We start from the raw sequence: 19,125 nt of genomic DNA, 5'->3' as shown, positions 1-19,125 counted from the left end.
ATTCTCCTGTGAATAAGCAAAAAAAACGGCTTATGTTTTTTTATCATTCATAAACCGCTTGCTGTTTTCATTTACTAAGTCTTTATCCTAATTTGGAAGCTAACCAGTCAGTTACACTGGCGAGCGCCGGTTCTAATGCAGCTATATCCTGCCCGCCGGCTTGTGCCAGTTCGGGACGACCGCCACCCTTACCACCAACCTGACCGGCAACATAATTAACCAGCTCACCAGCCTTGATTGTTTTAGTTAATGCTTTTGATACTCCTGCTATGATGGCAATTTTACCATCATTTACTGCTGCCAGCAGAACGATAATATTATCACCCTGTGCAATTAAATCAGCAGCAATATCTCTCAGAGCACTGCTTTCTGCCTCAATTTGTCCCAGCACCAGACGAGCTGTACCAATAGTTCTGGCCTGAGCCAGCAAAGCGGTACCTGCCTGTCTGGCCAGTTCACTTCTGGCTTCAGTTAATGCCTTTTCCAACTGTTTGGTCTGAGTATGTATTGCCTGAAGCTTAGGCAGCAAATCTTCAGCAGTCTGTGCTTTTACTTCAGCAACCGCAGCCTTAAGCAACTCTTCCTGCTGCTGAACAAACTGTAAAGCATTCAATCCGGTCACAGCTTCAATACGCCGTACTCCGGCAGCAATACCACTTTCAGAAATAATTTTGAAAAGACCAATATCTCCAGTCCGTGCAACATGGGTACCGCCGCATAATTCGGTAGAAAATTCGCCCATGCTCAGTACACGTACCTCGTCACCGTATTTTTCTCCGAACAGCGCCATCGCACCGGCAGCAATGGCTTCATCAAAGCTCATATTCTGCGCACATACAGGAACATTGGCCACAATTGCCTGATTTACCCGACGTTCAACTTCGGCCAGTTGTGCAGCAGTAACCGGCTGTGGATGTGAAAAGTCAAAGCGGGTGCGCTCAGCATTAACCAGAGAACCTTTCTGCTCAACGTGTGTACCCAATACTTCACGCAAGGCGCGATGCATCAGGTGAGTGGCACTGTGATTACGCATGCTGGCTTCGCGCAGTACACTGTCTACCTGAGCGGTAACAGCATCACCCACTTTCAGACTGCCGGACAGCATTTCGCCAAACTGACCAAATACTTTAGCTTTGATTTTTTGCGTATCTTCCACCTGAAAGCGGTTTTCACCGGCAAAAATATAACCAGTATCACCAGTCTGACCACCAGATTCTGCATAAAACGGTGTGAAATCAATCACGACCACACCTGATTCACCGGCATTTAACTGCTCAACAGCTTCACCATCCTGATACAAAGCCAGAACTTTGCTTTCATTCTGGCGTTGCTGATAGCCGGTAAATTCTGTATCAGTACCTTCATAGGTAAGCTGAGTATTGGCTTTAAAATTCTGCGCAGCACGGGCACGGGCACGCTGAGCAGCCATTTCACGCTCAAACCCTTCTTCATCCAGACTGATATTACGCTCACGCGCAATATCGGCGGTTAAATCATATGGAAAGCCATAAGTATCATATAGTTTGAAAATTACCTCACCAGCCAGTGTCTGACCCCCATTCTGCAAGGCACTTTCCAGCAGAGTCATTCCGGTTTCCAGTGTTTGCGCAAAACGGCTTTCTTCCTGTTTCAGTACATCACTGATTTGTGTCTGTTTTTCAACCAGCTCAGGATAGGCAGAGCCCATTTCCTGCACCAGATCCGTTACCAGCAAATGGAAAAATGCCTGTTTACAACCCAGTTTATAACCATGGCGCACAGCCCGGCGGATAATACGCCGCAATACATAGCCACGCCCCTCATTGCTGGGTAATACACCATCAGCAATTAAAAACGCACAAGAGCGGATATGGTCGGCAATGACTTTCAGACTCGGTACATCCTGACTATATGGAATGCCTACAACACGGGCTACAGCATGCAGCAAATTTACAAACAGATCGATTTCATAATTACTGTGTACATGCTGCAATACCGCCGACACCCGCTCCAGTCCCATCCCTGTATCAACTGATGGCTTAGGAAGCGGATTCATAGTACCGTTTTCATCCCGGTTATACTGCATGAACACACAGTTCCAGATTTCTATAAAACGGTCACCATCTTCTTCAGCACTGCCCGGAGGCCCGCCCCAGATATGTTCGCCATGATCATAAAAAATTTCCGAACAAGGGCCGCACGGACCGGTATCGCCCATTTGCCAGAAATTATCAGAAGCATAGCGCGCGCCTTTATTGTCACCTATACGGATAATTTTTTCTGGTGGCAGACCAATCTCGTTTAACCAGATATCATAAGCTTCATCATCATCTGCATAAACAGTTGCCAGCAGTTTTTCCTGTGGCAGATTCAGCCAGTTCTTACTGGTGAGAAATTCCCAGGCAAAATGCAGGGCGTCACGCTTAAAATAATCACCAAAGCTGAAATTGCCCAGCATTTCGAAAAATGTATGATGGCGCGCGGTATAACCGACGTTTTCCAGATCATTGTGTTTACCACCGGCACGCACACATTTTTGTGCTGTTGTCGCACGGCTGTATGGGCGCTTGTCAAAACCCAGAAACACATCTTTAAACTGATTCATACCCGCATTGGTAAACAACAGGGTTTTATCATCCTGCGGAGGTACAAGTGAAGATGAAGGTACAACCTGATGACCCTTACTTGCAAAAAATTGAAGAAATTTAGAACGTAATTCTGCTGTTTTCATGGTAGTTTCAATAAGACGGGTGATTAATCGTATTCAGGCAGTCTGTATAAAACACAGACTGCCTGAACATAGATATAAAAACAGGACACTGGTTAGTCCACCTCAACCATCACCCTTGTTAAAATCATCCGCTTATCTTACCGCAGTTTTACGCATAAGCCTACCTGAACAGACGAAAATCCATGCCAAAATGACAATTCCGACAACACTAATGCCTTATGCGGTATAGTTACCCCCATACGAACAGATTGAAGTTACAAAGGTGGTAATAACACATAACCATGCCAGCCAGCCTTGGCACATCTTTGAAAAGGACGGACATGAAAAACACAGCCTGTCTGGGTTTATCCGGTTTGATTTTATGTATTCTGACTGCATGCAGCGGTTCACACGACAATGCCGGTCCTCAACCGGCTTCTGCTGTAGCGGCCAGCAAACCTGGTAGTTTGAGCGACACCAAGACACTTAAAATATTTAACTGGTCAGACTATGTTGACCCGAAAACTATTGGTGAATTTGAAAAAAAATATGGCATTAAAGTTACTTACAATTTTTATGACAGTGACGAAACACTGGAAAGCAAAATTCTGACCGGGCAGTCCGGCTATGATATTGTCGGGCCGTCCAACTCATTTGTCGGACGCCAGATTAAAGCCGGAGCATACCAGCCACTGGACAAAAATCAGTTGCCTAACTGGAAATACATTAACCCGAAATTACTGGACTTATTAAAAGACGTAGATCCGGATAATCAGTATGCGGTACCCAACTACTGGGGTATGAATACCATTGCAATCAATATTGAAAAAGTGAATGCCGCACTCGGTGCTACACCAATGCCGGAAAATAGCTGGGATTTGGTGTTTAATCCTGAGTATACCGACAAACTGAAAAACTGTGGCATCAGTTACATGGATAGTCCGGTAGAGATGATTCCGCTGGCGTTGCATTATGCCGGCAAAGATCCGAACAGCCAGAGCAAAGATGATATAGATATTGCAGCTAATATTATCAAAGCGAACCGAAGCAATGTATTGCGTTATTCGTCTTCTGGTTATATCGACGATCTGGCACGCGGCGATGTTTGTGTAGCCATTGGTTTTGGCGGTGATTTAAACATTGCCAAACGACGCCGGCTGGATGCAACCGGTAAAAAAGATATCGTGGTACTGGTTCCGACTCAGGGAGTTTCTCTCTGGATAGATACATTAACTATCCCGAAAGATGCAACCAACCTCAAAAATGCCTATCGCTACCTGAACTGGATACTGGAACCGCAAATAGCGGCCAGAAACGCCAATTATGTTAGTTACGCGCCTTCAAGCATGCCGGCAAAAGAACTGATAAAAAAAGAATATCGCGAAGATAACAGTATTTTTCCGTCAGATGAAGTTCTGGCTAACAGTTATCTGGTATTACCGGCAAAATCGGATACCCTGAAATACGAATTGCGATTATGGCAAAATCTTAAAGCAGGAAAATAAATTTCCGGCTAAACCTCATGTTTGCAAAAAGCCCCTCCTTTGAGAGGGGCTTGATACATTCTACTTTATGCAAATCAAAAACTGATATCATTTAGCGGCACAGCTCAGGAAATTTTTTCCACGCTTCCGACAAAGTCATACCATTAGAATATAGATTAACTATACTTTGCGACATACCTGCTTTAACTACGTCTATCTGTAAACCTTCTGTCTGTGTGAAAGGATTGACCAGTGCCAGTGTCTGAGTGCCATTAGGATAGGAGCTGATTTTGTAAAATTCCTGCGGCAGTTTAAACCGTGATTGAAATTTTTCATGCAGACACTTACTCACTTCTGTCACCGGTCGTTCAATACGCAGGCTGACTTCAGGTGTTGCGGTACGTTCAGGTTTCATTACAGGTAAGTTTTTTGACGATACCGCACAGCGAATTTTATTGGTGCCATAGGGCTGATTAGATTGCAATAAAGCCATTGCCATCGTTCTCGAATCACATTCACGTTCTTCAGCAACAGGAGGAGGAACCTGAGCACAGCCGGCCAGAATACTGACACAAAAACAGGGCCACCATAATATTTTTTTCCACAACATGCTTATCATTCCATGATCAGTATTAATATTTGTATTTAGTTATTCAGAAATTTAAGTTTTTTGCCAGCCGGCCATTACCTGCGGAGCTTGATTAATTAATCACAATTACAGAAAATAAAACTTCAACTGGCTAATAATGGTTTTCATCTGAATATAGCTGTCATATGCCAAATGTTATATTGAAAACAAAATAGCTATAATAACAGGCATATTTGAATATACACTAGTTTTATTATGATTTTTCCCTCTGCTCATTCTGTCAAAACCGTTACACTGGCTCTTACCGGAGCATCGGGTATGCCTTATGCCAAACGTCTGCTGGGCTGCCTGTTACAGGCTGATATAAGGGTCTGGTTACTGTATTCACAGGCTGCCCAGATAGTCGCGCAACAGGAAATCAACTGGCATTTACCTGCAAATGCTAAACAGTGTAATGCCGCATTGTGTGCAGAATACGGCGTAGACTCATCCATGCTTACTGTATTTGGCCGCGATGAATGGTTTGCACCTCCGGCCTCCGGTTCCAATCCTGCTGATGCAATGATTATCTGTCCGGCCAGCATGGGTTGTGTTGCCGCCATTGCAGCCGGTACTTCCGACCATTTACTTGAACGGGCAGCTGATGTATCGATTAAAGAAAATCGTCCGCTGATCATCGTACCGCGGGAAACGCCTTTATCAGCCATTCATCTGGAAAATCTGCTTAAACTGTCACGTTTGGGTGTATGCATTCTGCCCCCGGTATCCGGTTTTTATCAGCACCCGCAAACTATTCAGGATATGGTGGATTTTGTAGTAGGACGTATTTTGGATCAGTTGCATATACCTCATCAGTTGATTTCACGCTGGGGTGAAGAAAATAATTCTTGACACATGTTTCAATAAGGTTTAAGGTTTAATGATGAAAAACGCAACCACTTTCTCTTTTGCTTATTATTGGTACCACACCTCGGTGCGGTGCTTTTTTGCGTTTATATAATATCTAATAAGCAAAATAAAAAAGTGAACCGCCCGGCCAAACCGAGGCGGTTTTTTGTTGCTACAAGCGCCTCATACAGAAAGGCATTACAAATGAATCGACAACTACTGGAGAATAAAATGTCCGCATTACCGCTAAATCAGTTACGGCAATCAGAATCACCTGTGGCTCAGCTTCAACGCTGGTACATGATTGTTGACGGCAATCAGCACCGCTCTGACCTATGCCAGCTACAGCCACAATTCCAGACTGCATTTATGCTTAGTGAAGCTCTGATTCCTCAGCTGCGCCTGATAGCAATGTTAATTGCTGCACAGCGTCTGGGCTTTGAACAACCTACTCCTGATATTATCAGTGATGAGGCAGACTGGTTTGCCGCACGTATTCTGGTAATGGGTGTAAGAATTTTTCATCTGGATATTACCCTGATACCCATGCTGAAAACAGCAAACAGCCGTGCACGCAGCTTCGCCCAAAAGCATAATCTGCCGTTTACTCCCGCACAAATGCGCATGAGCCTGCATGCCGGACGGCCGGAACAAATGCTGATTATTGAAACTGAAACTCAGTGCGAAGAAGATCTGGGGCTGGTAGAAAATAGTTTATATTTTGCTCACAATCTATGTCTGAAAGAACATACTATTATGGCCGCATGTCTTACTCAATAAGTTTACGCAGATATCAGATTAAATCAGTCTGCGTAATTTATGGCTTACTTTATAACGTGCATAAACTGTTATCTGCTGTAAAAACGGTTCCAGCTGCTCGGCAGTAAAATTTGCATGAATATAATAGCAACCATCACCCGTAATTTTATACAGAGCCTGTACCTCAGCAAAGGTACTCACCAAATGCTCGAATTCAGCAAACCGACTGTTATTCATATAAATAAAAATAAATTGTTCCGATATCAAGTTTTCAGTCAGTGTAAAACGTTCTATCACGCCGGTCTCAATCAGGTTCTGTACCCTTAGCCCCACTGCCTGTCCGCTAAGAAATACTTTCTCACCAATCTCTTTCCACGACAAACGACTATTATTTTTTAATAAATCCAGAATTGCTCTGTCTTTTTTATCCATAGTTTCATCCTGAAAATAAATAGAGTATATCTTTTTCATCAGCCTATTCTGTCGAAAACAGATAAGGCGCATAATTAAATTATTAAAACCAACAGGATATAACTAATGAAACAAGCACTCATTATAATTGATGTACAAAATGATTATTTTTCAGAAGGTAAAATGGAACTGTACCAGCCACAACTGGCACTGAAAAAAATATTGAAGGTTCGTGAGTATTTCCGCAATCAGCAGCTGCCGGTGTATTACATCCAGCATATTAATAGTAACCCAGGAGCTACTTTTTTTCAGCCTGACAGCCATGGTGTAGAATTACACCATCAATTATTGCCGATTGCGGACACGAATGAATTTATAATTCATAAAAGCTATCCCAATAGCTTCTTACAAACAACCCTGCATGAGCACCTTCAACAACAGAAGACAGATCAGCTAGTTATCTGTGGCATGATGACACACATGTGTGTTGACTCTACCACTCGTCAGGCAGTTGAATTCGGTTATCAACCAATTGTTATTGCAGATGCATGCGCAACACTGAATCTGGAGTTCAATAGCAACATCATTAGTGCAACAAATGTGCAAAACAGTTTTTTAGCCGCATTGAATTATCTTGCGACTGTACAATCTGCTGAACAGTTCCTCAGTTAATACTTTTAACAGTATACAATTTTACTTGAATCACAATTCAGTCAGCAGTTTACATAAATTTTTAGAAATACGCCTGTTAACCTTATCCGCTTGCAGAATAACGGAGCGCATTTCTAATGCTGAATTTAACTTTTTGTCAAATTTATCAATTTTATCCAGCAACCATTATTAATTTTTTCAATCGGGTTTAGTCTGTCTCTATCTATATATAAGTTAATTTATTTATGCATAAAAACAGCACTTACTTTCTGAATTTATTTATCCAGTGAATAAGTGCTATTTTATGTGTAAACAGAATTAATTAACTCTGATGCTCACATTGGCAGGAAACGGCTGGGATCCTGTGGCTGTCCATTTTCACGTAATTCAAAATGCAGCTGAGTGCGTTTAGCATCAGTATTACCCATAGTAGCAATCTGCTGGCCACGTTTGACCTGCTGACCTTCTTTTACCAGAATATTCTGGTTGTTACCATAGGCGGTCAGATATGTCTGATTATGCTGTACGATAATCAGATTACCATAGCCACGCAAACCATTACCGGCATACACTACTTTACCAGAAGCAGCTGCCAGAATAGGCTGCCCGGCATTACCACCATAATCAATACCTTTACTGCTGCCGCCATAACTCTGCAGAATATTACCGGCGGTCGGACGCTGCCATTCAATTCCGCTTACATTGCGGACGCCTCCAACACTCACTGTTTTACTGGTTGATACAGTACTTGTACTGGTTGGTGTAGTTGTCGTGGTTGTACTGGTGGTGGTAGTGACATTTGCTGTTTGTACAGGAGCAGTCACAGTAGTAGTTGTGTTTGTACTACCAGCCGGCGCCACATAGCCGGCTGGCTTCACGCGCAGAACCTGCCCCACCTTAATTTCATTCTCTATTATATTATTCCATGAACGCAGATTATCCTGAGTAATCTGATAACGTTTGGAAATGTTATATACCGTATCTCCGCGCTGTACCGTATGCGTTGCTGCATTAATATCAACCGGAGAGTAATTGCCCACATAACCAGTAGAAGTACCTGCAGCGGCAGGTGTATAAGCCGGAGCTGTATTTGCCGGTGGCGTATAAGGAGCAGCACCATATGGATTGTCGGCAGTGGTAGCAGCAGTACCTGTAGTGGCATCACTGCTGCCCGTTTCTGTCGGCGCTGCCGGCTGTTTGAAAAGAGTACAGGCACTTAATGCCAGTACCAGCAAGCACCAGCCGGAACGATTCACACTTTTTTTCAACATAACGGTTTACCTTAAATCATTGCAATATTCAGGGGGTGCCAGCGCAACAGCGGCGGCAATAGCCAATTCAGACAGTATCATAAACAATGACCAGCATTGTGTAAAATAGCATCGGGCATAAATTATTTTAACATGTCCTAATGATTGTGTTTATTCTGATAACTTTTTAGCATTAATTGCCCAATCATATAAAGCTTTTCGGTTTTCACCACTAATCTGCGCAGCCAGTACGGCAGCCTGCTTGGTTGGCAGTTCCTGCACTAAAATCTGCATAATATTAATAGCTTCAGCAGACAGCTCGGTATTTTTTTCTACTGGTGCCGGATGAAGTATCAGTACCATCTCGCCACGTTTCTGATTAGCATCTGCCTGCACAATCGACTGAATTTCAGAAACTGTGCCGCATAGATAGGTTTCATGGGTTTTACTGATTTCACGTGCCAGCATCAGAGTACGTTGCGGATAAAGTAAAACCATTTGTGCCAGTGTATCTGTAATTCTGTGAGGCGTTTCAAACATAACTACCGGATAAGATACTTCTTTCCATAACTGTAGCTTTTGATGACGTTCACCACTTTTTGCCGGTAAAAATCCCGCAAAATAAAAATCTGACTGAGTAACTCCCGCAACACTCAAAGCTGTCATCACCGCACTCGGGCCGGCTACCGGCACTACCTGATAACCAGCTGCACGTACCCGTGTTACCAGCCGTGCACCAGGATCACACACTGCCGGCGTACCGGCATCAGAAACCTGCGCCACTACCTGACCGGCAGCCAGAGCAGCAATAACGCGCTCTGCCATACTTTGTTCGTTCTGTTCACGCACACTGATCAATCGTACAGAAACACCGTATGTACGCAGTAATTGCTGTGTTACGCGTGTATCTTCTGCACAAATTAAATCTGCCCGAGATAATACTGCCAATGCATGAAAACTCAGATCTGCCAGATTACCAATCGGAGTAGCCACTACATAAAGGGTTTGCGGTACAATGCTGGCAACAGCTTTCTGGTAATGGGCTTGCATTTATAAATCCGTAATCTGATTAAACTTTAGCATCAGGCATTAAACTGAAAACTCCGTACATAAGCCTGAAAATGTTACTATACCACGTAGTGATAATGTTTCAGAGTTTACGGTTAACAATTGCACGGGTTATAAACCGTATAATAGTGCCGTTTCAGAAGTCACGCAGCCTGAAACCTGCACAGGGGTATTTACGCGTAACACATTGTGAATACCAAGCATATTTCATGCTCCCGCCTTAATTAACAAATTAATTTATATGACAGAATCCATCTCCGTCCATCAACATTTTGCCGATAGTGCCCAGCTTCTGAACGAGTGTGCAGACTTACTGGCTGAACCAATTGCCGAAGTTGCTCAGGGAATACTGATGGCCTTGATGAGTGATGGCAAGCTGCTTATTGCCGGTAATGGTGCATATGCATCACTGGCAAACACGCTCGCCGCCTATATGGTGACCCGATTACAACAGGAACGCATGGCACTGGCCGCCTTATCATTGTGCAATAATCCTTCTGTACTCAGCATATTAACCAACAGCGGTCCTAACGATATGTTTGCCAAGCAAATTCACGCACTTGGCAAACAGCATGATATGCTCTGTGTACTATCGGCAGATGGTCAGAATATCAATCTGGTTAGTGCGATTAAAACCGCGCATGAACGTGATATGCGAGTGCTGGCGATTACCGGCGGAAGCGGTGGTGAAGTTGCCGGATTATTGCGCGATGACGATCTCTGGCTTAATGTACCCGGCGACCATCCTTTACGTGTACTTGAGGCACATCAGGTAACTATTCATGCTTTGTGCGCACAGATTGACCAATTATTGCTAGGTGGTATATAACCAGCAACAACCAATTTACAGGTGTATTTCATGAAAAAATATCTTTCTGCTCTGGCATTGGGACTTTGCCTGACCACTACCCTGACCGGCTGTCCGGCTGTTCTGGTAGGTGGCGCCACTGTTGGTACGCTTTCAGTTATCGACCGGCGTACTACTGGCGCACAGGCAGATGACAAAATAATGGAAGTTCGGATTCATGATGGTGCTATCTCATACCTGAATAGTCAGGCACAGGAAAGTAAATTCCAGCCTACACTGTCCGTTATCAGCTACAACCGGCAGATATTACTGCTTGGTTTAGTAGCCAGTGAAAATGATAAAAATCTGGTAGAGCGCGTTGCCCGTGCCCAGCCTGCGGCACAAAAAATCTATAACTACATTGATATCGCCACTCAGAATCGTAAATTAAGTCATGTTACAGATGATACCTGGGTTACCTCAAAAATACGTTCCAATCTGCTAAATACCAAAGGCGTATCGGCAAACCACGTCAAAGTAGTTACTTATAATGGCGTCACCTATGTAATGGGTATTCTGACACCAGATGAACAACAGGCCGCTACAACGGCCATCAGTACAACGTCTGGTGTTCAGAAAGTTATTACTTTGTATCAAACCTTTGAAAATACTCCGAAGAGTACACCGACCAATCCCTGATAACCGACATTCTGCTGCGATACAACCATATAGACTAAGCTTATCGAAGCAGTAAATTGCCAGTATCTGATTAGCGTAAACAAAATTTTGCGTATAATAACGATATTATACGCAACAATATCCCTGAAGGATTACCTGTCATGAGCACTAAACCTACCGCACCGGGAACAAAAAACAAAAAAAAAGCGGTTAAAACTGGTCTGAGTACATTCACCAAAATTCTACTGACTTTATTTCTGATTCTGGCCATATTTGTTGTCTGGTTTGTTTTTCACGCATGGCAAGTTCTGAATTCTACCTCTGAAACCACAGAGTTCGCCTCTCAGGCAAGCTTTGAAGTACTGACTCCGACCGGTGCACCGGTAACAGGCAGTAATGTTCCAACACCAGTATTTTCACCCAATCCCGCTATAGCTGCTTCAGAGAGTACAGAACCTGACACTGCTTCCGAACCTGCTCTACCTGTTACTACCGGCAGAGCTAATACCAGAGACAGAGACAATCCGGAAAATACACAAGAAATTCGGCCTATTACACCCATAAACGTACCCGCTACCACTAATAGAGAAAATAACTCTGAAACTCCTGTTAATACCGCTCCGACAACAAAACCAAAACCCGCAGCAAACGGAAATAACGGCAAACCGCTGGATAATCTGTTTTAAACCAATATTCACACAACAATAACGCCCATCCTGATGATGGGCGTTATTTATGGCCAACTGGTGATCCTAACAAAATTTCATAGTTGTATTTAATCATTTTAAAGGCAGCAGAAAACCATAGCTATGTACACAATAAATTAGCATACATAACCAAATATTCAGAACTCCGGCAGATAAAATTCGATGAGTGCTTAAGCAGTACACACTATCAATGCATTATTGATAGGGGTTCTCCACTGCGTTCATCAGTTCGCTCAGATAAGCGCGTAACTGCTTTTCCTGACATCCCATCAGTAATCCGTCTTCAAAAGCTTCCTGTGCCAGCTCATAGATCTCCTGCATATTTTGCTGCATCACCTTAATTTTTTCAGTGCAAGAAACCACATTGCCCGCATCATCTACCCACTTCGGCATCGGTGGTAAAGGTTTCATCAGTGTTTCACCCTGCGCGCAGTCACAAAAGCACGAGACCAGTAGCCCTGTTCAATACTGGTAATTTCAATATTCTTACCCGTACGCGGCGCATGGATCATCCGGCCATTACCGATATACATACCAACATGGGAAATTCCACCACCACCCGGACTAAAAAATACCAGATCCCCCGGCTGCAAACTGGTTCGGCTGACTGCTTCACCTACCGTAGCCATCTGCCGTGAGCTGCGCGGCAAAGTAACACCCATACTGCGCCGAAAGATATATTGCATAAAACCACTGCAATCCAGTCCGCTTGTGGGGGAATTTCCGCCAAAATGATAGGCAACACCAAGCAGTCCCATTGCGTTCATAATCAGGTCACTGGCGTCATCACCTGTACGCACAGCCGGTGTAGCAGTCCTGTCACGAATCAAACGCTCCAGCGCTGCATTATCCAGACCTTCATCCGGTGCCGCCATTACCGGCGAAATCAGAATGAAATTGGCACACAAGCATACCGTTGCCGTCTTCATTAATGTTTTTATCCACTTCATGCCAACATTATTCCATCAGTTCATCAAACAATTCTGCTATCCTGTAAATAGCAATTGTTCGGGACATCATCATATGTATTCACCCAGCTCATCCCATATCAGCGATTGGGCGCGTATGCGCGAAATTATCACCATTCTGGCCAGACATGGTCTGGGTGAGTTTCTTGTACGTATCAAATTACCAAAACGCTGGTACAAACATTCCGATCCATCAGGTCAGAACCGCCAGCATTATATGAGTACACCAAAACGAGTACGACTCGCCTTTGAAGAGCTCGGACCAACATTCATCAAACTCGGACAAATATTGGCTACCCGTACCGACGTCTTCGGAGAAGAGTGGACAGAGGAATTTGCCCATCTGCAAAACAACACACATCCTCTTCCGATTCCAGACATCAGAAATATTATTCAGGCTCAGCTTAACCAACCACTGGAAAGCATTTTCAGTAATATAGAAGCTCAGCCTGTCGGCAGCGCATCCATAGCACAGGTTCACCGCGCCACACTTATCAGCGGAGAACAGGTCGCCATTAAAGTTAAACGCCCGGGCATTGAGTCAACCGTAGCAGCTGATCTGCGTATTCTTAACCACATAGCTCAATTGCTTGAATCGGAAATACCCGAATCCAGACGTTACTATCCGGTACAAATGGTGCAATATTTTGCCCGTTCACTCGAAAAAGAAACAGATTTGTCTGCCGAACGTCGCAATATGCAACATTTTTCCCGTCTTTACAACCATCAGCAGCAAATCCATATACCACAAACTTATGCGGCATATTCTAACCGGCAAATATTAGTACAAGAATATATTGACGATACTTTACTTAAAAATCTTGATTTCACCGGCTGGGACAAGCAGCAGCGAAAAAAACTTGCAGCCACACTGGTCGATACCATTCTTGATATGATATTACAGCATGGTTTATTTCACGCAGACCCGCATCCGGGTAATATTTTAGTACGAAATGATGGACGAATCACCTTAATTGATTTCGGACTTGTCGGCCGGCTAAGCCAGCAACGCCATCAGGAAATCATCACTCTGATTCATGCACTGCTGGAACACGACCAGTTTGCACTGCAATATGTTCTGTCCAACTGGGCGCAGGGAGAAATTATTAACGAAGACCAGCTCGGAACAGATGTATTGGAAATGCTGAATAATTATGAGCAGCTCAATAGTAAAGAACTGCGTATCAGTCAGATAATTAACGATATTACCCATATTATTCGTGAACATGGTCTCACCCTGCCTGCGGATCTGATTATCCTGTTCAAATGCCTGATTACCCTTGATGGCGTTATAAAAAAAATAGACGGCGACTTTGAACTGTTAAATCATGCACGAAACACCATCAAAAACGTACTGCGCAATCGCTTTAACATCCAGTCAATCTGGCGCCACAATAAAATACAGTTACATCTTTTAGCTCAGTTAATAGATACACTACCCCAAAATCTATTACGTCTAAGTAAACGCATCCGGCACGGACAGCTCCCTGTTAACCTGAACATTCAGCACATCGATAAATTTAATAACCAGCTGGATAAAGTTGTTAATCGCCTGACAATGGGAATTGTTACAGCGGCACTTATCATTGGCTCATCTATTGTTATGAGTATTAATTCCGGCCCGAAAATATTCGGCCTGTCGTTTTTCGGACTGATTGGCTATTTACTGGCATTCAGCAACAGCCTCTGGGTAATCTGGTCAATCTGGCGTTCAGGACGACACTGAATCAATCCCGCAGTTATTCACAGTTACCCTTGTAAGAAAACAGCTGATTCCATTAAAATATATACTTGAAGTAATAGAAATCCCTGCACACAGCAAATGTGTTATTGGAAACTGAATAACCACGTGGTTCGCAATCCATCCCACGAAAAAAAACTAGGAGCCCTGCTACACATGTATCAACTGTATTCTGCAATATCATCTTCTCTTAATGACAAATCTTTCTTCTTTGGCTTTTAGACAGAAAATATGTTTAAAATCGCCAAAGAATTCCAGTTTGATGCCTGCCATATGCTGGACGGGCATCAGGGCAAATGTCATAACCTGCACGGACACACCTATCGCCTGATTGTCGAAGTAAGCGACCAGCTACATTTGCAAGGATCGAGCAAAGAAATGGTTATGGATTTTTCCGACATCAAAAATATCATTAACCAGCATATTATCAGCCAGCTGGATCATGCCTATCTGTATGATGAAACGAATAGCAACGAATGTAAAATCGCAGCCCTCCTTCGCCAAATGGAGCGAAAAGTATTTGCCTTTCCCTGTCGCACTACTGCAGAAAGCATGAGCCGGTTTATCTTCAATAAGCTTACGGCTCATCTGCCAGTATCCAAAATTACCCTATGGGAAACCCCTACTTCCTATTGCGAATATCAGAATATCAGCTCATGATCCAGTTTAATATTGTCGAAATCTTCGAATCCCTGCAGGGTGAAGGCTACAATACCGGTATGCCTGCTGTTTTCATCCGTCTGGCAGCCTGTAACCTCAAATGTCCATGGTGCGATACTGACTTCATGAGTTACCAAAGTATGAGCCTGGAGCACATCCTCAATACCGTCAGTCAGTTTCAGAGTAAAAACATAATCATTACCGGCGGCGAACCTACTATCAACAAAAAACTGCCCTTACTTTTACATGCACTTAAACAGGAAAATTATTATCTTGCCATCGAAAGCAATGGTTTGGGCACAGTAGACCCGCTTATCGACTATATAGCCCTGAGCCCGAAATTTTATTATCGTCACCAATATCCGTTTCCACTACAGCGTCAGGCTGACGAAGTACGCATCGTAGTTGAAAACCATCCGGATTTTCTTACCTTCTGCCAGAACATAGAACAACATATTCAGGCCAGACACTATTTTCTTTCGCCCTGCGAACAAAACAACCAGTTCAATATGCTTACGACATTACAATATCTCGGCAGACTGAATCAAAACCGCCATAATAATAAATGGTTGCTAAGCATTCAGACACACAAACTGGCCAATATAGAATAATATTTCTGCTCATCTATGTATTCTGCCGGCGATTCAAAATCCTTGAAAAAATCCAAATCAGCCTAATATTATTAAAAATAAATTTAAAAATAAAAATCAACATTTTTATTGTAACAATTCATCATTATTGTGCATATTTTGCCAACAATTGTTACAATATAATTAACCAGAGAAATTATTTACTGACAAAATCACGGAGAATATTATTCATGAAATCTCGTAACACTTACGATTTTACCCAGCTGGGTCAGGCAGGGGACAACCAGCAAACCGTTGTTCTGCGCAAAGCTTACAGCCTGCTCGGACTTTCTTTCCTGCCCTGTGCCGCAGGTGCTTACGCAGGTAATTATATAAATTTCTATGCTCTGTTTAGCAATTCATGGCTATCAGTTGTAGCGTTTTTTATTCTCGCTTACGGGCTGATGTTTGCAATTGAAAAAAACCGTTATAACAATCTGGGTATAGCCTTGTTAATGGTTTTTACTTTTGTTATCGGATTTTTCATCTCTCCGCTTTTACAACTTGCTGTGGCTTCTGCTGTCGGATCACAAATTGTAGGTATGGCAGCATTAATGACAGCGGCCGTATTTTTTACCATGGCAACAATTGCTCATCGTTCCAAATCTGAAATGAAAGGTATTGGTCAGTTTCTGGTTGTTGGAGCAGTTGTTTTAATTATCGGTATGATTCTGAATATGTTTATGCATTTACCGGTTTTGTCACTCACTATCGCAGCCGGTTTTGTCATTTTCAGTTCACTGATGATTATGTGGCAAATCCGTACTGTTATTGCCGGTGGTGAAGACAGTGCAACCAGTGCAGCACTCACTCTGTTTGTCTCTTTGTACAATATCTTTACCAGTCTGATACAAATTCTGCTGGCTATAATGGATAACCGCTAAAATACATACCAAATACAAAACTGCCTGAACATCTGTTAAGTTCAGGCAGTTTTTATTTTTGCAAAATCATGTACACCCAATCCACAGCCATATTATTTACCTGCAACCACGTTTAACATATTATTCTCTTATATAATGCCTTTTATATAACCAACCAACATGAACGAAACTATTCACTGGACAGAAAACGCACAAAACATGCAGGCAGACTGGGGAGGCGACAGCCGCCAACCCGCTCCGAAACACATTCAGGCTATCACTCAGATCAGCGCTGAACAGGCGATTCAACTAATGCGTCAGCATACTGCATTGCTCTGGCGCGGTGATTATCATCAGGGTAAACAACTACTGGCTGCGATTAAAAAACGTGTTCGCAGTAAAGCCCGTATTCATACTGATTTTCATAAACATCGTTTGCAACAGGCTCAGCACAGCCGCCTGTTTCAGCTTCTATTAGTAGAGATTCAACCTCAGGGCATACTTAACAACAGTCGCGCACCAGACATTGCAGCTGCTCTGAACGACGTATTCGGCAAACCCAATCAGAACACCCTACTTCTGCCATTACATCTGTTATTAGGTTATATTGGCGCTTACGAGTGGCATAAAACTGGTGTTTCCATTCCTGCATTGCAAGGACAAAAAATCCATGTTCCTTACGGTGTATTTTCGCCCGTACGCGGTGAATATCTTGAACTGGTTGCCCATGCAGCACTTCCCTCTGCCTGTCAGACAGCATGGGACATAGGAACCGGCAGTGGCGTACTGGCTGCTATACTCGCACAGCGTGGAATACCTGAAATCATTGCAACAGATAATAACCCGCGCGCCATTGCATGCGCACAAGCAAATATAGAGCGTCTGGGTTTAAATAAACAAATTCATATTCAGCATACCAGCCTGTTTCCTGAGGGTAAGGCCGATCTCATTGTCTGCAATCCTCCATGGTTACCTGCTAAGCCAAGCAGCGATATAGAAACCGCACTCTATGACCCCAACCATCAAATGTTGAAAACATTTCTGGAAAATGTCAGAAACCACCTCTCAGCAAACGGGCAGGTATGGCTGATTATGTCCAATATAGCTGAACATCTGGGCTTACGCACCTCAGAAGCCTTACATCAATGGATAGAAGCAGCAGGGTTAAAAATTATTCAGAAAATCGATACCCAACCTACACATCAAAAAGCCCGGGAACAACATCATCCACTTTCCTATGCCCGTAATCGTGAAATCACTTCTTTGTGGCAATTGGGCATTCAATAAAACAGGTGTTTGCATAGTAATGCAAACACCTGTTTTATTCTTCATCGTACATACAGACAAAAAATCTATTCACAGACATAAGCTATAATTTAGTAAACTTAATATCACTGGAAACCACTTCCATCATCCAGCTCGCCCTTAACATACAAATTATTGATTTATTTATAATTACAAGTCATAAATATCTTTTTCAGATATATCACCATTGCCTGGCGCCAAATTGAAATTAATTTCAGTTTGTAAGAAATTCAGTTGAAAAGCATATATTTTAATTACTAATCCAAACACATATTGCAAAAACCTTCTGCTTTAATCAATATCTGCTTCATCATTTTTATTACTCTAAACACCATCTGTATTCTTTACCCGCAGATACAGTAAACCTTTTACTTAAACTATCTAAATACAATTCCAGATAATTACAGATATACTTAAATATTGAGTATAAATATACAACTGAATTCAAAGCTGAAATATATATCAATAAAACATCTAAAATTTTGTATTAATTACTTATTACATTTCTATTACTTCCTGCTATTTATCTTTGAATAAAACATTGATTGCAGTAAGATATATTTTTCATTCCGAGTATATGAACAAAACCATTTCTTCATTGTATGATTTATCTTATTAAGAGATCATCAATTTAAATACACCACATCATTATGCATTACTTAATTGTTATTTGTTTGCTCACAGCATCCAATCTGGTCATGACTACAGCATGGTACTGGCATATTAAACCCAATAATTACCAATTTCCGCTTTGGCAGATTATTTTGATTAGCTGGGGAATTGCTCTATTTGAATATTGTCTTGCAGTGCCGGCCAATCATCTGGGGGCACATTGGGGGATAAAACCATTTCAACTGAAGATTATTCAGGAAGTAGTGACACTGGTCGTATTTACCCTGTTTGCGATTCTTTATTTAAAGGATGAGTTCAGACTTAACTATTTAATCAGCTTCGGCTTTATTCTTGGTGCAGTATATTTTGCTTTTAAACGCTAATCT

20 protein-coding genes and 1 riboswitch are annotated in these 19,125 nt (G+C 42.6%); of the genes, 13 read left to right on the top strand and 7 right to left on the bottom strand.

Annotated elements, in window-relative coordinates:
• Positions 1 to 82 precede the first annotated feature (82 nt).
• On the bottom strand, positions 83 to 2,710 hold the full coding sequence (gene alaS, locus GYX91_RS02810) for an alanine--tRNA ligase (protein ID WP_174829898.1): 2,628 nt from the start codon (positions 2,708 to 2,710) through the stop codon (positions 83 to 85).
• 320 nt (positions 2,711 to 3,030) lie between these two features.
• Here alaS and GYX91_RS02805 point away from each other — a divergent pair, with 320 nt between their 5' ends.
• Complete coding sequence (locus GYX91_RS02805) at positions 3,031 to 4,194, top strand: extracellular solute-binding protein (protein WP_078475102.1); 1,164 nt, start codon at positions 3,031 to 3,033, stop codon at positions 4,192 to 4,194.
• A gap of 91 nt (positions 4,195 to 4,285) precedes the next feature.
• Here the strand turns inward: GYX91_RS02805 and GYX91_RS02800 are convergent, their stop codons facing one another.
• Positions 4,286 to 4,783: a hypothetical protein gene (locus GYX91_RS02800; protein ID WP_078475103.1), complete on the bottom strand. Its 498-nt coding sequence runs from the start codon at positions 4,781 to 4,783 to the stop codon at positions 4,286 to 4,288.
• Positions 4,784 to 5,017: 234 nt separating this feature from the next.
• Here GYX91_RS02800 and GYX91_RS02795 point away from each other — a divergent pair, with 234 nt between their 5' ends.
• Positions 5,018 to 5,653 carry a flavin prenyltransferase UbiX gene (locus tag GYX91_RS02795; RefSeq protein ID WP_078475104.1) on the top strand — a complete coding sequence of 212 codons (636 nt, stop codon included), beginning with the start codon at positions 5,018 to 5,020 and terminating at the stop codon, positions 5,651 to 5,653.
• Between the two features lie 201 nt (positions 5,654 to 5,854).
• Positions 5,855 to 6,430, top strand: coding sequence for a hypothetical protein (locus tag GYX91_RS02790; RefSeq protein ID WP_232617284.1), 576 nt, complete (start codon positions 5,855 to 5,857; stop codon positions 6,428 to 6,430).
• An 18-nt stretch (positions 6,431 to 6,448) separates the two neighbouring features.
• Here the strand turns inward: GYX91_RS02790 and GYX91_RS02785 are convergent, their stop codons facing one another.
• Positions 6,449 to 6,880, bottom strand: coding sequence for an Lrp/AsnC family transcriptional regulator (locus GYX91_RS02785; RefSeq protein WP_174829897.1), 432 nt, complete (start codon positions 6,878 to 6,880; stop codon positions 6,449 to 6,451).
• 66 nt (positions 6,881 to 6,946) lie between these two features.
• Here GYX91_RS02785 and GYX91_RS02780 point away from each other — a divergent pair, with 66 nt between their 5' ends.
• Entirely contained in the window at positions 6,947 to 7,492 is a 546-nt protein-coding gene (locus GYX91_RS02780; RefSeq protein WP_174829896.1) for a cysteine hydrolase family protein, read from the top strand.
• Between the two features lie 314 nt (positions 7,493 to 7,806).
• On the opposite strand, the gene GYX91_RS02775 is transcribed toward GYX91_RS02780, so the two are convergent.
• Both GYX91_RS02775 and rsmI read right to left on the bottom strand, forming a co-directional pair.
• The gene (locus GYX91_RS02775; RefSeq protein WP_078475108.1) at positions 7,807 to 8,742 is read right to left on the bottom strand and encodes a peptidoglycan DD-metalloendopeptidase family protein; all 936 of its coding nucleotides are present in this window, start codon (positions 8,740 to 8,742) and stop codon (positions 7,807 to 7,809) included.
• Between the two features lie 150 nt (positions 8,743 to 8,892).
• Positions 8,893 to 9,771, bottom strand: coding sequence for a 16S rRNA (cytidine(1402)-2'-O)-methyltransferase (rsmI, locus tag GYX91_RS02770; protein WP_174829895.1), 879 nt, complete (start codon positions 9,769 to 9,771; stop codon positions 8,893 to 8,895).
• Positions 9,772 to 10,030: 259 nt separating this feature from the next.
• Here rsmI and GYX91_RS02765 point away from each other — a divergent pair, with 259 nt between their 5' ends.
• The 3 genes from GYX91_RS02765 to GYX91_RS02755 all read left to right on the top strand — a co-directional run bounded on the left by GYX91_RS02765 (position 10,031) and on the right by GYX91_RS02755 (position 11,940).
• A complete protein-coding gene (locus GYX91_RS02765; RefSeq protein ID WP_174829894.1) occupies positions 10,031 to 10,618 on the top strand; it encodes an SIS domain-containing protein in 588 nt (195 codons plus the stop codon).
• 30 nt (positions 10,619 to 10,648) lie between these two features.
• Entirely contained in the window at positions 10,649 to 11,275 is a 627-nt protein-coding gene (locus GYX91_RS02760; RefSeq protein ID WP_084551848.1) for a BON domain-containing protein, read from the top strand.
• 140 nt (positions 11,276 to 11,415) lie between these two features.
• The gene (locus tag GYX91_RS02755; RefSeq protein ID WP_084551849.1) at positions 11,416 to 11,940 is read left to right on the top strand and encodes a hypothetical protein; all 525 of its coding nucleotides are present in this window, start codon (positions 11,416 to 11,418) and stop codon (positions 11,938 to 11,940) included.
• Positions 11,941 to 12,156: 216 nt separating this feature from the next.
• Here GYX91_RS02755 and GYX91_RS02750 read toward each other — a convergent pair whose 3' ends face one another.
• Together GYX91_RS02750 and GYX91_RS02745 are read right to left on the bottom strand one after the other, a co-directional pair.
• Complete coding sequence (locus GYX91_RS02750) at positions 12,157 to 12,372, bottom strand: hypothetical protein (RefSeq protein WP_025330204.1); 216 nt, start codon at positions 12,370 to 12,372, stop codon at positions 12,157 to 12,159.
• Positions 12,372 to 12,911, bottom strand: a complete 540-nt coding sequence (locus GYX91_RS02745) for a C40 family peptidase (RefSeq protein WP_025330203.1) — start codon at positions 12,909 to 12,911, stop codon at positions 12,372 to 12,374. Before GYX91_RS02745 ends, GYX91_RS02750 begins: the two co-directional genes overlap by 1 nt.
• Positions 12,912 to 12,984: 73 nt before the next feature.
• On the opposite strand from GYX91_RS02745, the gene GYX91_RS02740 reads away from it, so the two are divergent.
• The 6 genes from GYX91_RS02740 to GYX91_RS02715 all read left to right on the top strand — a co-directional run bounded on the left by GYX91_RS02740 (position 12,985) and on the right by GYX91_RS02715 (position 19,122).
• Complete coding sequence (locus GYX91_RS02740) at positions 12,985 to 14,655, top strand: AarF/ABC1/UbiB kinase family protein (protein WP_174829893.1); 1,671 nt, start codon at positions 12,985 to 12,987, stop codon at positions 14,653 to 14,655.
• Between the two features lie 117 nt (positions 14,656 to 14,772).
• Positions 14,773 to 14,818, top strand: a riboswitch (PreQ1 riboswitch).
• Positions 14,819 to 14,901: 83 nt separating this feature from the next.
• On the top strand, positions 14,902 to 15,330 hold the full coding sequence (gene queD, locus GYX91_RS02735; protein WP_174829892.1) for a 6-carboxytetrahydropterin synthase QueD: 429 nt from the start codon (positions 14,902 to 14,904) through the stop codon (positions 15,328 to 15,330).
• Entirely contained in the window at positions 15,327 to 15,941 is a 615-nt protein-coding gene (locus GYX91_RS02730) for a 7-carboxy-7-deazaguanine synthase QueE (protein WP_110413996.1), read from the top strand. The genes queD and GYX91_RS02730 overlap by 4 nt, the downstream gene beginning before the upstream one ends.
• 209 nt (positions 15,942 to 16,150) lie before the next feature.
• A complete protein-coding gene (locus GYX91_RS02725) occupies positions 16,151 to 16,843 on the top strand; it encodes a Bax inhibitor-1 family protein (protein WP_025330199.1) in 693 nt (230 codons plus the stop codon).
• A gap of 159 nt (positions 16,844 to 17,002) precedes the next feature.
• Entirely contained in the window at positions 17,003 to 18,109 is a 1,107-nt protein-coding gene (locus GYX91_RS02720) for a class I SAM-dependent methyltransferase (RefSeq protein ID WP_238791309.1), read from the top strand.
• 668 nt (positions 18,110 to 18,777) lie between these two features.
• Positions 18,778 to 19,122, top strand: coding sequence for a DMT family protein (locus tag GYX91_RS02715; RefSeq protein WP_084548254.1), 345 nt, complete (start codon positions 18,778 to 18,780; stop codon positions 19,120 to 19,122).
• The last annotated feature ends 3 nt before the right edge of the window (positions 19,123 to 19,125 follow it).

This window comes from Snodgrassella sp. ESL0304 (assembly GCF_013344995.1).
GTDB lineage: Bacteria > Pseudomonadota > Gammaproteobacteria > Burkholderiales > Neisseriaceae > Snodgrassella > Snodgrassella alvi.
The sequence above is the reverse complement of the archived record's forward strand: the minus strand, read 5'-3'. Positions and strand labels throughout refer to the sequence as shown.